The 14,102-nt window shown below is 72.5% G+C and carries 10 protein-coding genes; 8 read left to right on the forward strand and 2 right to left on the reverse strand.

All coding sequences use genetic code 11. The annotated features are described in order from the left end of the window. Positions 1-471 carry a Cys-tRNA(Pro) deacylase gene (gene ybaK, locus NUH29_RS13170; RefSeq protein WP_258799674.1) on the reverse strand — a complete coding sequence of 157 codons (471 nt, stop codon included), beginning with the start codon at positions 469-471 and terminating at the stop codon, positions 1-3. Further along, positions 471-2,516, reverse strand: coding sequence for a glycogen debranching protein GlgX (glgX, locus tag NUH29_RS13175; protein WP_258799675.1), 2,046 nt, complete (start codon positions 2,514-2,516; stop codon positions 471-473). The genes ybaK and glgX overlap by 1 nt, the downstream gene beginning before the upstream one ends. Positions 2,517-2,573: 57 nt before the next feature. On the opposite strand from glgX, the gene NUH29_RS13180 reads away from it, so the two are divergent. The 8 genes from NUH29_RS13180 (at position 2,574) to gatA (ending at position 13,991) form a co-directional block, all read left to right on the forward strand. After that, complete coding sequence (locus NUH29_RS13180) at positions 2,574-3,737, forward strand: cysteine desulfurase family protein (RefSeq protein ID WP_258799676.1); 1,164 nt, start codon at positions 2,574-2,576, stop codon at positions 3,735-3,737. A gap of 98 nt (positions 3,738-3,835) precedes the next feature. Then, the gene (locus tag NUH29_RS13185; protein WP_258799677.1) at positions 3,836-5,455 is read left to right on the forward strand and encodes a cell wall-binding repeat-containing protein; all 1,620 of its coding nucleotides are present in this window, start codon (positions 3,836-3,838) and stop codon (positions 5,453-5,455) included. 26 nt (positions 5,456-5,481) lie between these two features. Continuing rightward, positions 5,482-7,101, forward strand: a complete 1,620-nt coding sequence (locus NUH29_RS13190) for a cell wall-binding repeat-containing protein (protein WP_258799678.1) — start codon at positions 5,482-5,484, stop codon at positions 7,099-7,101. Between the two features lie 45 nt (positions 7,102-7,146). Then, positions 7,147-8,250 (forward strand): tRNA 2-thiouridine(34) synthase MnmA, encoded by a 1,104-nt coding sequence (gene mnmA / locus NUH29_RS13195; RefSeq protein ID WP_258799679.1) that lies wholly within the window; start codon positions 7,147-7,149, stop codon positions 8,248-8,250. Positions 8,251-8,292: 42 nt separating this feature from the next. Next, the gene (gene ligA / locus NUH29_RS13200) at positions 8,293-10,635 is read left to right on the forward strand and encodes an NAD-dependent DNA ligase LigA (protein ID WP_505912358.1); all 2,343 of its coding nucleotides are present in this window, start codon (positions 8,293-8,295) and stop codon (positions 10,633-10,635) included. 143 nt (positions 10,636-10,778) lie between these two features. Next, entirely contained in the window at positions 10,779-12,119 is a 1,341-nt protein-coding gene (locus NUH29_RS13205; RefSeq protein ID WP_258799681.1) for an alpha/beta hydrolase, read from the forward strand. A gap of 73 nt (positions 12,120-12,192) precedes the next feature. Beyond that, positions 12,193-12,492, forward strand: coding sequence for an Asp-tRNA(Asn)/Glu-tRNA(Gln) amidotransferase subunit GatC (gene gatC, locus NUH29_RS13210; RefSeq protein WP_258799683.1), 300 nt, complete (start codon positions 12,193-12,195; stop codon positions 12,490-12,492). Next, a complete protein-coding gene (gene gatA / locus NUH29_RS13215; protein ID WP_258799684.1) occupies positions 12,489-13,991 on the forward strand; it encodes an Asp-tRNA(Asn)/Glu-tRNA(Gln) amidotransferase subunit GatA in 1,503 nt (500 codons plus the stop codon). The genes gatC and gatA overlap by 4 nt, the downstream gene beginning before the upstream one ends. Positions 13,992-14,102 lie beyond the last annotated feature (111 nt).

Below are 14,102 nucleotides of genomic sequence, written 5' to 3' on the forward strand. Positions count from 1 at the left end.
TCAGCGCGCGATGTCGGCGACGACCGCGTCGGTGGCGCGCACCAGATCCGCCGGCGCCAGCCCCAGGTCGAAACCGCGGCGGCCACCCGAGACGTAGACCACGTCCCACAGCTCGGCGGTCTCGTCGAGCACCGTCTCGTGGCGGGTCTTCTGACCGATCGGGCTGATGCCGCCCACCACGTAGCCGGTGCGCTTCTCGGCGAGCGCCGGGTCGGCCATCACCGCCTTCTTGCCGCCGACCGCCGCGGCGAGGGCCTTCAGGTCGAGCTTGCCCGTCACCGGGACGATGCCCACCACGAGCCGTCCGTCGACGTCGGCGAGCAGCGTCTTGAACACCTGGTCCGGGTCGAGACCGAGCGCGGTCGCCGCCTCCATGCCGAAGTCGCGGTTGCCCGGGTCGTGCGTGTAGGCGTGTTCGCTGAACGGGATGCCGGCCGCCGTCAGCGCCGCCGTCGCGGGGGTGCCCGCCATCAGTCCGCGCGGAACAGCAGCATCGAGGTGGGCGACATCGCCAGCTCCTCGCCCGGGCGGTGCACGCCCTCGATGCCGCTGATGTCGTCGTGGCCCGAGTCCCACAGCAGCGTGTAGCGCTCGACGCCCTCGTGCGCCGGGAGGGTGACCGTGACATCCGTCTCGAGGCCGTGCACCACCAGCAGGATGCGGTTGAACTCCTCGAACTCCGGCGTCGACGCCGCGAGGTACTGCAGGGTGCGCTCCTCGGGCGAGTCCCAGTCCTCGAGGGTCATCGTCTCGCCGTCCTTGTTGTACCAGTCCATCTGGCTGGCCGACGGCGTCGTCTCGCCCCAGCGCCCGAAGCGCACCGGGCGCAGCGCCGGGTTCTCGCGGCGCAGGCGGATGAGGGTCTTGACGACCTCGAAGAGGTCCTCCTGCCACTCGTTGCGGTCCCAGCTGAGCCAGGTGAGCTCGGAGTCGTGGCAGTAGGCGTTGTTGTTGCCGCGCTGCGTGCGACCGAACTCATCACCCGCCGTGAGCATCGGGATGCCCGCCGACAGCACGAGCGTGCCGAGCAGGTTGCGCACCGCCTTGCGCCGGATCGCCTGGATCTCCTCGTCGGAGGTGGGGCCCTCGACGCCGTGGTTGAACGACTTGTTGTCGTTCGAGCCGTCGCGGTTGTTCTCGCCGTTGCCCAGGTTGTGCTTGCGGTCGTACGCGACGAGGTCGGCCGCCGTGAAGCCGTCGTGGGCGGTCACGAAGTTGACGGATGCGAGCGGCCCGCGCTCCAGCGCGAACACGTGGTTCGAGCCCGCGAGGCGTCGCGCGAGCGAGCCGATGCCCTCGCTCGCACTGCCCGTGGCGCGGGCCTGCGCGACGTCGCGCAACCAGAAGTTGCGCATCCGGTCGCGGTAGCCGTCGTTCCACTCCGACCAGCCGCCCGGGAAGTTGCCGACCTGCCAGCCGCCCATGCCCACATCCCAGGGCTCGGCGATCATCTTGACCCCCTGCAGGGCCGGATCGTCGATGATGGCGTGCAGCAGAGGATGGTCGCGGGTGAACTCCGCACCCTCGCCGCGCCCCAGGGTGGCCGCGAGATCGAAGCGGAACCCGTCGACCTGCACCTCGTTCGCCCAGTAGCGCAGCGAGTCGAGCACGAGGCGCTGGGCGGCGGGCAGCTCGTAGTCGAGCGTGTTGCCGCATCCGGTGGTGTCGATGTACTGGCCGTCGGGCGTCTGGCGGTAGTAGTTCGCGTTGTCGATGCCGCGGAACGAGCTGGTCGGACCCCCGCGCCCCTCCTCGGCCGTGTGGTTGTAGACGACGTCGAGGATCACCTCGATGCCCGCCGCGTGCAGCAGCTTCACCATGCCCTTGAACTCGCGCAGCACGGCGCCCGTACCGCCGACCTGGGCCGCGCGGGTGGCGTAGGCGGCGTGCGGGGTGAAGAAGTTCAGGGTGTTGTAGCCCCAGTAGTTGACGAGGCCCATCTTGGTGAGCCGCTGCTCGGAGACGAACTGGTGCACCGGCAGCAGTTCGACCGCGGTGACGCCGAGCTCGGTGAGGTAGGCGATCGTCGACGGATGCGCCAGGCCGGCGTAGGTGCCGCGCAGCTCCTCGGGCAGCTCCGGGTTGAGAGCCGTCAGCCCCTTCGTGTGGGCCTCGTAGATGACGGTGTGGTCGAGCGGGATCGCCGGCTTCGCGACCCCGCCCCAGTCGAAGGAGTCGTCCTGCACGTAGCTGCGCCAGGCACCGTCGCGCGTGCGGGTGAGGCCGCGCGCGTAGGGGTCGAGCAGGTAGCGGTCGACGTCGAAGTCGTGGGTGGGCCCGTCGGGGCCGTCGACGCGCAGCGCGTACGGGGCGCCCGGGGTGAGCGACCGGGTGCTGGCCGACCAGACGTCGCCCTCGCCGCGGGTGAGCGGCACCCGCTTGGCGACCCAGCTCGAGTCCTTCTCGTCGAAGATGCACAGCTCGACCGAGGTGGCGCTCGCGCTCCAGACCCGGATCTCGCCGCCGCGCGAGGTGAGGTGCACGCCGAGGTTCCTGAGCGGATCGGCGGGCGACATGCCCTCTAGGTTAGGTGGTGCGCGTGACGGTCTTGTAAACGCGAACAGGAGGCCCCCGTGGCGGTCTATCTCGACCACGCCGCCACCTCGCCGATGCCCGACGAGGTGCTCGCGGCGTACACGGATGCGCTGAGGCTGGTCGGGAATCCGTCGTCGATCCACGGCGCCGGGCAGGCGGCGCGCGAGCTGCTGGAGACCGGACGCGAGGAGCTCGCGCGCGCGCTCGACGCCGACCCGGTCGAGGTGGTGCTGACGAGCGGCGGGACCGAGTCGATCAACCTCGCCGTGAAGGGCATGTTCTGGGCCGCCCGGGCACAGGATCCGCGCCGTTCGCGGGTGCTCGTGCCGCGGGGCGAGCACCATGCGACCCTCGACGCGGTCGAGTGGCTCGCGCGGCACGAGGGGGCGCAGCTCGAGTGGATCGAGCTGGACGCCGAGGGCCGCATCCGGCTGGACGCCCTCGACTCGGCGCTCGCGGCGGCCTCCGGGGAGGTCGCGCTCGTGACGGCGCTGTGGGCCAACAACGAGGTCGGCACCCTGCAGCCGGTCGCCGAGCTGGTGGCGCTCGCGCACGCCCACGGGGTGCCGGTGCACCTCGACGCGGTGTCCGCCTTCGGGCAGGTGCCGGTGCGGGTGCACGAGGTGGAGGCGGACGCCGTGTCGGTCTCGGCGCACAAGGTCGGCGGCCCGGTGGGGGTGGGCGCGCTCGTGCTCGCCCGCACGGCGACCGTCGAGCCGCTGCTGCACGGCGGCGACCAGCAGCGCGGACGATCCGGCACCCAGGATGCGGCGGGTGCCGCGGCGTTCGCGGTCGCGGCGTCGCGGGCGGTGGCGGAGGTGCCGCTCACGCGCGTGGCGGCGCTGCGGGATCGTCTCGTCGCGGGGGTGCTCGCGACCGTCGACGGCGCCGTGCTGCGCGGGGCGCCGGGGGAGGGGCGTCTTCCGGGCAACGCCCACTTCACGTTCGCGGGCGCCGACGGCGACGCCCTGCTCTACCTGCTCGACGCATCCGGCATCGCCGTGTCGACGGGCTCCGCCTGCCAGGCCGGGGTGCCCGAGCTCTCGCACGTGCTCATCGCGATGGGCGTGCCGGAGCCCGAGGCCCGCGGCGCCCTGCGGATCACCCTCGGTCACGACTCGGGCGACGCGGACGTCGACGCGTTCCTCGCCGCCCTGCCGGCCGCCGTCGCGGGTGCCCGCGCCGCCGCATCCGCGTCCTGACCCGCCCCCGGACTGGGGGAGACGTGGCGACCCGCGCGGCGCTCCGCGATCTCTAGAGTGAGTCGACTCCGTCCACCCTCGACGAAATCCGAGCCCTCATGACCCTCACCCGTCCGCGTTCCCTCGCCATCGCGCTGCTCGTCGGCGCGCTCGTCGCGATCGGGGGTGTCGCACCCGCGCAGGCGGACACCCCCCACGGGACGATCCGGGGCAGTCTGAGCTTCGACAGCGGCAGCGGAACCCAGAGCGTCGGCGCGCAGCTCACGGCGACCAACCTGGCGACCGGTGACGTGACCTCCCAGGGGTACCTCGCCGGATACTCGCTGTACCTCACGCCCGGCCGGTACCTGGTCGAGGCGCGGTTCGAGTGCCCCACCGGCACGCCGTGCATCACCTCGCTGTGGGCGGGGAACACCCCGTACCGTTCCCAGTCGCAGGTCGTGACGGTGACGGACGGCGTGGAGACGTTCGTCGACTTCGTCACCCGACCCGGCGGCACGATCGGCGGAACCGTGGCCGACGCCACGGATGGCGCGGTGGGCTCGCTCGCCGCCCAGGCCCACCTGATCGACTCGGTCAGCGGCGACCTCACCCAGTGGTCGGCGAAGGCGATCGTCACCGCCGGGGGCGGCTACACGATCACCGGCGTGCCGGCCGGCGACTACCTCGTGCGCTTCGTGCCGGCCGGATTCGCGCTCGCCGGTGCCGAGTACTGGAACGACGCCGACTGGATCGTCGACTCCGAACTCGTCACGGTGTCCGACGAGGCGACGCCGGTCACCGGCATCGACGGCACCGTCGGAGACGCGGGCGTCTACTCGTCCCGCTTCTCGGGTGCGGACCGCTTCCAGATGGCGGTCGGCATCTCCCAGCTGTACTCGCCCGGCATCGACGTCGTGTTCGTCACCAACGGCCTCAACTTCCCCGACGCGCTGAGCGCCGGCCCGCTCGGTGCCGCCTACGGCGGGCCGATCCTGCTCGTCACGCCGACCTCGGTGCCCTCCTCGGTGGCGACCGAGCTCGCACGCCTGCAGCCGGCGAACATCGTGGTCGTGGGCGGCGTCAACTCGGTGAGCCCCGCGGTGTTCTCGCAGCTCGCGGGCTACACCGACAACATCAGCCGCGTCGACGGTGCGGACCGCTTCGCCGCGTCGCGCAACCTCGTCAGCACGGGCTTCGACACCTCCGACACCGTCTACATCGCGACCGGCCACAACTTCCCGGATGCGCTCGCGGCGGGAGCCGCGGCGGCGTTCGAACACGCCCCGGTGGTGCTCGTCGACGGGCACGCGACCTCCGTCGACGCGGCCACGGCCCAGCTGCTCGCACAGCTCGAGACGAAGCGCATCATCGTGGTCGGCGGACCCGCGAGCGTGACCCCCGGCCTCGTCGCGTCGCTGAGCGGCCTGCCCGGCGTCGGCGAGGTGGTGCGGCGCTCCGGCTCCGACCGCTTCGAAGCTGCCGCCTCGCTGAACCAGGCGACCTTCCCGGTCGCCGACACGGTGATGCTCGCGACGGGGCTGAACTTCCCCGACGCGCTCGCGGGCGGACCCCTCGCCGGCGGATGGCAGGCGCCCATCTACCTCGTGCAGCGCGACTGCGTGCCGATGAGCGTGATCTCCGAGATCGTGCGGTTGCAGCCGCACGAGATCGACGTGCTCGGCGGCCCCAACTCGGTCAGCGACGCGGTCATGACGCTCACCCCCTGCGGCGTCTGACGGGGGTCGGTACGAGAGGAGCCGAGATGTCCCGACTCGGGGTGGTTCGGGCGATGGCGACGGCGATGCTGCTCGCCATCCCGTTCGCGGTCACGGCGAGCCCGGCCGTGGCGCTGAACCCCGCGGGAACCCTGATCGTCTCGGTCGTGCGGGGTGCGAGCCCCGTGTCCGGGGCGGTGACCAACGTGATGATCGCCAACGCGCCCGATCGGGGCGAGGGGGACATGCCCGGTTCCGGCTTCACCGACAGCGCGGGCGAGATGGTGTACCCGTCGTTCCCGGCCGGGGACTTCCTCGTCTGGGCTCGCGTCGACGGTCTCGCCGTGTATGCGGGCGGCACCCTCTCGCGCTACGCCTCGGACATCGTCACGGTGCGCGCCGGGCAGACGACCAGGGTCACGATCGCGTTCCCGCAGAGCACCGGCTCGGTCACGGGAACGGTCGACGTCTCCGGCCTCGGGGGGACGCACCTGTTCCGGGCCGACGCCCTCGCCTTCGACGAGTACGGGAGCCTCGTCCAGGTCGCGAGCGACTTCGCGGTGAGCGCCGCCGATCCCCACTTCCGGATCGACGGCATCCCGCCCGGCGAGGTGATCATCCGCATCGGTCAACCGGATCCGACGGTTGCGGAACGCTACTCCGGCGACGTCGACTTCTGGTGGCAAGCCGAGACGGTGACCGTGACCGGGGGTTCCGTCACCTCGGGGATCGACATCCACGCGGAGCCGGCATCGCCGGCCGAGGTGGTGAGGCTCGGCGGAAGCGACAGATTCGCGATGGCGGTGAGCGTCTCGCAGGAGGGCTATCCGGACCCGTCGAGCAACCGACCCGACACCGTCTACGTCGCGAACGGCCTCAACTTCCCCGACGCGCTCAGCGCCGGACCGCTCGCCGCCGGGTCCGGACCGCTGCTCCTCGTGACGCCGTTCTCGCTCCCCGACGTCGTGCGCGACGAGATCCGGCGCCTGGGGCCCGCGCACATCCTGATCGTCGGGGGGCCCGCGTCCGTGGGAGACGACGTCGCCGCCCAGCTCGGCGCGCTCGCCCCGGATGTGCAGCGGGTGAGCGGCGCGGACAGGTACGCGGTCTCCCGCGCACTCGCCGTGCGCGGGTTCCCCGGCGGGAGCGACTTCGCGGTGGTGGCCACCGGCCGGGACTTCCCGGACGCGCTGGCGGGCGATGCGTTCGCGGGTGCCATGTCGGCCCCCGTCATCCTCGTCGACGGGAAGACCCCGTACCTCGAGACCGCGACGCGGCAACTGCTGCAGCAGCTGGGCGTCACGACGGTGATCGTCGTCGGCGGTCCCGTCAGCGTGAGCGAGGGACTGGTCGCCGGCATCGCGGCCACCCCGGGTGTGCGCATCGTGCTGCGCTCGACGGGGGCCGACCGGTTCGAATCCGCGGCGATGACGCCCTCGCGCCACTTCGTGACCGACGAGGTGTTCATCGCCAACGGGTTGGGATTCCCCGACGCCCTCGCCGGGAGCTGGCTCGCGGGCGCGTACGAGGCGCGGCTCCTGCTGGTGGCGCCCGGATGCATCCCCTTCGTATCGCACTGGGACCTCGAGTCGGCGAAGAGGATCTACGTGCTCGGGGGCCCGAACTCGATCGCGGAGTCGACAGTCACCGGGTTCCCTCAGTGCTGAGCGGGCGGCACGTCGTCGGCTGACCAGCCGCGTACCCTGGAACGCGTGAAGATCCTCGCGGCGATGAGCGGCGGCGTCGACAGCGCCGTCGCGGCCGCGCGCGCCGTCGAGGCCGGCCACGAGGTGGTCGGCGTGCACCTGGCGCTCAGTCGGATGCCGGGCACGCTGCGCACCGGATCCCGCGGCTGCTGCACCGTCGAGGACTCGATGGATGCGCGCCGCGCCGCCGCGAAGCTCGGCATCCCGTTCTACGTGTGGGACTTCTCGGAGCGCTTCCGCGAGGACGTCGTCGACGACTTCGTGGCCGAGTACGCGGCCGGCCGCACCCCGAACCCGTGCATGCGCTGCAACGAGCGCATCAAGTTCGCGGCCCTGCTCGACAAGGCCCTCGCGCTCGGGTTCGACGCCGTCGTCACCGGCCACTACGCCGAGGTGCGCCTCGGCGCGGACGGGGTGGAGCTGCACCGCGCCGCCGCCTGGGCGAAGGACCAGTCGTACGTGCTCGGGGTGCTGACCGCCGCGCAGCTCGCGCACGCCTGGTTCCCGCTCGGCGCGACCCCCTCGAAGGCGGAGGTGCGGGCCGAGGCCGAGGCGCGCGGGCTGTCGGTCGCCGCGAAGCCCGACAGCCACGACATCTGCTTCATCCCCGACGGCGACACCCGCGGCTGGCTCGCCGAGCGGGTGGGGGCCGAGGAGGGCGCCATCCTCGACCGGTCCGGCGACCGCATCGGCACGCATCCGGGTGCCGCCGCGTTCACCGTCGGCCAGCGCAAGGGGCTGAACATCGGCTACCCCGCGCCCGACGGCAAGCCGCGCTTCGTGCTCGAGGTGCGCCCCGTCACGAACGAGGTGGTCGTCGGCCCGCGCGAGGCGCTCGCGATCGCCGAGCTGGCGGGTGCGCGCTACAGCTGGGCGGGCGCCGCGCCCGCGGATGCGGATGCCGGCTTCGCCTGCGAGGTGCAGGTGCGCGCGCACGCCGACCCGGTGCCGGCGACGGCCCGTCTCGAGGCCGGCGAGCTCGTGATCCGCGTCGATGAGCCGATCGAGGGCGTCGCCCCCGGCCAGACCGCGGTCGTCTACGTCGGCACCCGCGTCGTCGGCCAGTGCACGATCGACCGCACCGTCTCGGCCGTCCCCGTCCCCGCCTGAGGTGAGGGGTGGGCGTCGGAGGCGGCGCCTAGGCTGGCACCCGTGGCACGTGGCGCGAAGACCGACGACGTCGAGCAGGTTCCCGAGCGGACCCGCGTGACCCTGCAGGCCGCGCACGCCGAGGCCGAGCAGCTGACCGCACGCATCCTCGAACTGCGCGAGGCCTACTACGACCGCGACACGAGCCTCGTCGCCGACTCCGAATACGACGGGCTCATGCACCGCCTCGAAGAGCTCGAGCGCCTCTTCCCCGAGCTGCAGAGCCAGGACTCGCCCACCCAGACCGTCGGCGGCGGCACTCAGGCGGGCGGGCTCGCCACCATCGAGCACGCCGAGCGCATGCTGAGCCTCGACAACGTGTTCTCCGCCGAGGAGCTGCGCGAGTGGTGCGTCAAGACGGCGGATGCGGCGGGCCGCCACGTTTCGTGGCTCACCGAGCTCAAGATCGACGGACTCGCGATCAACCTGCGCTACGAGCGCGGCGTGCTCACCTCGGCCGCCACCCGCGGCGACGGCCGGGTCGGCGAGATCGTCACCGAGAACGCGCTGCGGCTGCCCGAGATCCCCGCCCGCCTCAGCGGCGAGGGTCATCCGCAGATCGTCGAGGTGCGCGGCGAGGTGTTCATCCCCGTCGCCGAGTTCGAGAAGCTGAACGCCTTCCAGGCCGAGCTGCGCGAACGCGCCTTCGCCGAGTCCGCGCAACGCGCCGCCGGGCGCTCCGGGGTCTTCGACGAGGAGAAGGTGCGGCTGTCGGCGGCCCGCCGCTTCCCGGCGTTCGCCAACCCGCGCAACGCGGCGTCCGGCGGACTGCGTCAGCAGCTCGACAAGAAGGACGGCCTCGAGCTCGAGGCCGCGCACGCCCGCATCGGCGCGCTGCGCCTCTACGTGCACGGCATCGGCGCGTGGCCCGACCCACCCGTCGCCGCGCAGAGCGAGGTGTACGGGCTGCTCGCCGGATGGGGACTCCCCACCACCCCCTACAGCCGGGTGAGCCCCGACGTCGACGGCGTGCTCGACTTCGTCGCCCACTACGGCGAGCACCGCCACGACGTCGAGCACGAGATCGACGGCATCGTCGTGAAGGTCGACGAGCTCGCCCTGCACGACGAGCTCGGCGCCACGAGCCGCGCGCCGCGCTGGGCGATCGCCTACAAGTACCCGCCCGAGGAGGTGCAGACGAAGCTGCTCGACATCGTGGTGTCGGTGGGCCGCACGGGCCGCGCCACCCCGTTCGCCGTCATGGCGCCGGCGCGCGTCTCCGGCTCGACCGTGCGGCAGGCCACCCTGCACAACCAGGACGTGGTGAAGGCGAAGGGCGTGCTCATCGGCGACACCGTCGTGCTGCGCAAGGCGGGCGACGTGATCCCCGAGGTGCTGGGGCCCGTCGTCGAGCTGCGCGACGGCACCGAGCGCGAGTTCGTGATGCCCGCGAACTGCCCCGAGTGCGGCACCCCGCTCGCCCCCGCCAAGGAGGGCGACATCGACCTGCGCTGCCCGAACGCGCGCGCCTGCCCGGCGCAGGTGCGCGGGCGGGTGGAGCACATCGGATCGCGGGGTGCGCTCGACATCGAGGGCCTCGGCGAGGTGGGTGCCGCAGCCCTCACCCAGGCCGAGGTCGGCGCCCCGCTCGAGACCGAGGCGGGCCTGTTCGACCTCACACTCGAGCAGCTCATGCCGATCGAGGTGGTCGTGCGCGACGCCGAGACCGGCGAACGCAAGACCCTCGACGACGGCTCGTACGACCTGCGCTCGCCGTTCCGCAAGATCGTCGAGCACGAGCGCAAGGACCGCCCGGCCGTCGTCGGGCCGTCCGCCGTGGCCGAGACCCTGCTCGCCGAGCTCGAGAAGGCGAAGACGAAGGAGCTGTGGCGCTTCCTCGTCGCCCTCAACATCCGCCACGTCGGCCCGGTGGCGGCGCGGGCGCTCGCCGACTGGTTCGGCTCGCTCGCCGCCATCCGCGCCGCCGGCCGCGACGAGCTCGCCGCCGTCGACGGCGTCGGGGCGATCATCGCGGATGCGGTGCTCGACTGGTTCGAGGTCGACTGGCACGTCGACATCGTCGACCGGTGGACGGCGGCAGGGGTGCCGTGGGCGACCCCCGGGCACCCGGGTCCGGGACGCCGGCAGTCCGTCGACGGTCCGCTGTCGGGGCTCACGATCGTCGTCACCGGATCGATGCCCGAGCACTCCCGCGATGGCGCCCAGGAGGCGGTAATCGCCGCCGGCGGCAAGCCCGCCTCGAGCGTCAGCAAGAAGACCGACTACGTGGTGATCGGGCCCGGGGCGGGCTCGAAGGCCACCAAGGCCGCCGAGCTGGGCATCCCGATCGTCGAGGCCGACGATTTCAGCCGCTTCCTCGCCGAGGGACCGTCGATCCTGGCCTGATCCGCGCCGACGAGGGGCGAAAACGTCCGCCCCAGGTTACGAGAGCGTTTCCACCCCCGTGGTGGGGGACATGCCCGCGCTAGAATGTCTCACATCCGCTGCTGTGCGCTACTGGGAAGGGCAATCAGCTGTTCGAGATCGCCTTGCTGCTCGCGACCCCGGGGACCCTCGCCGGGGCCTTCGGCGTGCCCGCGGAGCCCCTGATCTCGGTCGTGGGCGAGGCGCCGGCGTTCGCGCTCGCCGCCCTCGTCGCGCTCGACGCACCGCTCGACCCGGTGGCGGATCCGATCGGCGGCCCGTCGACCCCGATCGACCAGCTGCACGGCATCGCGCTGCTCGACCGTCTCGGCTCGATGCCGCGCGGCGACGTCGGCGCGTTCCTCGACGCGCATCCGCAGGCCGTCTCCGAGCTGCTCGCCGCGCCGCCGAGCGCCGCCCAGGTGACCGCATGGTGGAAGGGTGCCTCCGTCACCGGTCGCGCGACCCTGCGCGAGCTGGCACCCGAGCTGGTCGGCAACCTCGAGGGCGTGCCCTACCGCACCCGCGACCTCGCCAATCGCGCGGTGCTCGCGACCGCGCGTCAGCAGCTCGGCTCGCGACTGGCCGACGGCACGGTCGGCCGCGCCGAACGCGACGAGCTCGTCAACCGTCTGCACATGCTCGACCAGATCGACAAGGCGCTCCAACCCGACGGTCAGCGTCGGCGGCTCGTGACGCTCGACGTGACCGGCGAGGGGCGCGCGGTGGTCACCGTCGGCGACCTCGCGACCGCCGACTACGTGGAATACCTGGTGCCGGGCATGTTCTTCGGCGTCGACGCCCAGATCGAGGCGTGGACCGCGACCGCCCAGACCCTCGTCGACGACCAGGAGCGCTGGCTGCGGGTGCTGCATCCGGAGTCGCACGCGACCGTCGCGGCCGTCGCCTGGATCGGGTACACCACCCCGAGCCTCGTGAACGTGGCCTCGATGGAGCTCGCGCGCGAAGGGCGGGATGCGCTGACCGACTCGCTGCAGGGTCTGCGGGCGTCGCGCGGCGACGACCAGCCCTACCTCGCGGTGCTCGCCCACTCCTACGGCTCGACGGCGGCGCTGCTCTCCCTCGAAGAGGACGACGTGCACGTCGACGCCCTCGCCGTCGTCGGGTCGCCGGGCAGTCCGGCCCGCTCGGTCGACGAGCTGCACGTGACCGACGGCAACGTCTGGGTGGGGGCGGCCGACTGGGACCCGATCCCGGCATCCGGGGTGTTCGGCAGCCAGCCTGCCTCGCGCGCCTACGGGGCGCAGCTGTTCTCGGTCGCGGCCGGATCCGACCCGGTCACCGGCTCGGCCCTCACCGGGGCGATCACCCACAACGACTACTTCGCGCCGGGCAGCATGTCGCTGCGCAACCTCGCGCTCATCGGCATCGGCGAGGGCGCCTACGTCACGGGGCCCGACCACTCCCGCGGCGACTTCGCGCGCGCCCTCACCCGCGTCTTCTGACCATGAGCCGGTCGAGGAGCGCCGCCGCAGGCGACGCGTCTCGAGACCATCGCGCCGAACCTAGGATGGAAGCGTGTCTGAGATCACCCCGGATGTCGTGCGCCATCTCGCGCACCTCGCGCGTATCGGCCTGACGGATGACGAGGTGGAGCGCCTGACCGGCGAGCTCGGCCAGATCGTCGACGCCGTCGCCACCGTGCGGCAGGTCGCCACGCCGGACGTGCCGGCCACCAGCCACCCGATCCCGCTCGGCACCGTGACGCGTCCGGATGTGGTGGGCGCGACGCTCACCCCCGACGAGGCGCTCGCGGGCGCGCCCGAGCGCGACGGCGACTTCTTCAAGGTCACCTCGATCCTGGGGGAGGAGCAGTGAGCCTCGTCACGAAGTCGGCCGCCGAGCTGGCGGCGCTGCTCGACGCCCGCGAGGTGTCGAGCGTCGAGGTGACGCAGGCGCACCTCGACCGCATCGCCGCCGTCGACGGTGACGTGCACGCCTTCCTGCACCTGAACGCCGACGCGCTCGACACCGCGTCGGCGATCGACAAGGCCCGTGCCGAGGGTGCCGCATCCGGTCTGGCCGGCGTGCCGGTCGCCATCAAGGACGTGCTCTGCACGCTCGACATGCCGTCGACCTCCGGCTCGAAGATCCTCGAGGGCTGGATCCCGCCCTACGACGCCACGGTCGTCGCGCGGATGCGTGCCGCCGGCCTGGTGCCGCTCGGCAAGACCAACATGGACGAGTTCGCGATGGGCTCCTCCACCGAGCACTCCGCGTACGGCAACACCCACAACCCGTGGGACCTCTCGCGCATCCCCGGCGGCTCGGGCGGCGGCTCGGCCGCGGCCGTCTCCGCCTTCGAGGCGCCGCTCGCCCTCGGCTCCGACACGGGTGGCTCGATCCGTCAGCCGGCGGCCGTCACCGGCTCGGTCGGGGTGAAGCCCACCTACGGCGGGGTGTCGCGCTACGGCGCCATCGCGCTCGCCTCCTCGCTCGACCAGGTGGGTCCCGTCACCCGCACGGTGCTCGACGCCGGCCTGCTGCACGACGTGATCGGCGGGCACGACCCGCACGACTCCACCTCGATCCCGGATGCGTGGCCCTCGTTCGCGGATGCCGCGCGCGCCGGGCAGCGCGAGGGTGCCGTTCGCGGCCTCCGGGTCGGTGTGGTCTCCGAACTCGCGGGCGGCGAAGGCTTCCAGCCGGGTGTCGTGCAGCGTTTCCAGGAGGCGCTCGCCCTGCTCGAGGCGCAGGGTGCCGAGATCGTCGAGGTGTCGGCGCCGTCGTTCCAGTACGCGATCGCCGCCTACTACCTGATCCTGCCGGCGGAGGCCTCCAGCAACCTGGCCAAGTTCGACTCGGTGCGCTTCGGCCTGCGGGTGACACCCGACGGCCAGCCGACCGTCGAGGACGTCATGTCGGCGACCCGCGAGGCGGGCTTCGGCGACGAGGTGAAGCGCCGCATCATCCTCGGCACCTACGCCCTGTCGGCGGGCTACTACGACGCCTACTACGGCTCGGCGCAGAAGGTGCGCACGCTCATCCAGCGCGACTTCGATGCCGCATTCGCGAAGGTCGACGTGCTGGCGACGCCGTCGGCGCCGACCACCGCGTTCCCGCTCGGCTCGAAGGTCGACGACCCGCTGGCGATGTACCTGAACGACCTGACGACGATCCCGGCGAACCTGGCGGGCGTGCCAGGCATCTCGCTGCCGTCGGGGCTCGCGCCCGAGGACGGCCTGCCGGTCGGCATCCAGTTCATGGCGCCCGCCCGCGAGGACGCGCGCCTCTACACGGTCGGCGCCGCGCTCGAGCAATTGCTCGAGGCACAGTGGGGCGGCCCCCTGCTCGCGAACGCGCCCGCTCTCGCCTGACCCGCTGGTTGAGTAGCCCGCGTAGCGGGTGTGTCGAAACCGCGTTGGTTGAGTTGCCCGCGTAGCGGGTGTGTCGAAACCGCGTTGGTTGAGTAGCCCGCGTAGCGGGCG

Source organism: Protaetiibacter mangrovi, assembly GCF_024752305.1.
GTDB lineage: Bacteria > Actinomycetota > Actinomycetes > Actinomycetales > Microbacteriaceae > Homoserinibacter > Homoserinibacter mangrovi.

What these genes read in the sequence shown, in the direction of transcription:
- ybaK (WP_258799674.1), bottom strand. Translation starts at nt 471, where the DNA reads ATGGCGGGCACCCCCGCGACGGCGGCGCTGACGGCGGCCGGCATCCCG.
- NUH29_RS13190 (WP_258799678.1), top strand. Translation starts at nt 5,482, where the DNA reads ATGTCCCGACTCGGGGTGGTTCGGGCGATGGCGACGGCGATGCTGCTC.
- NUH29_RS13185 (WP_258799677.1), top strand. Translation starts at nt 3,836, where the DNA reads ATGACCCTCACCCGTCCGCGTTCCCTCGCCATCGCGCTGCTCGTCGGC.
- glgX (WP_258799675.1), bottom strand. Translation starts at nt 2,516, where the DNA reads ATGTCGCCCGCCGATCCGCTCAGGAACCTCGGCGTGCACCTCACCTCG.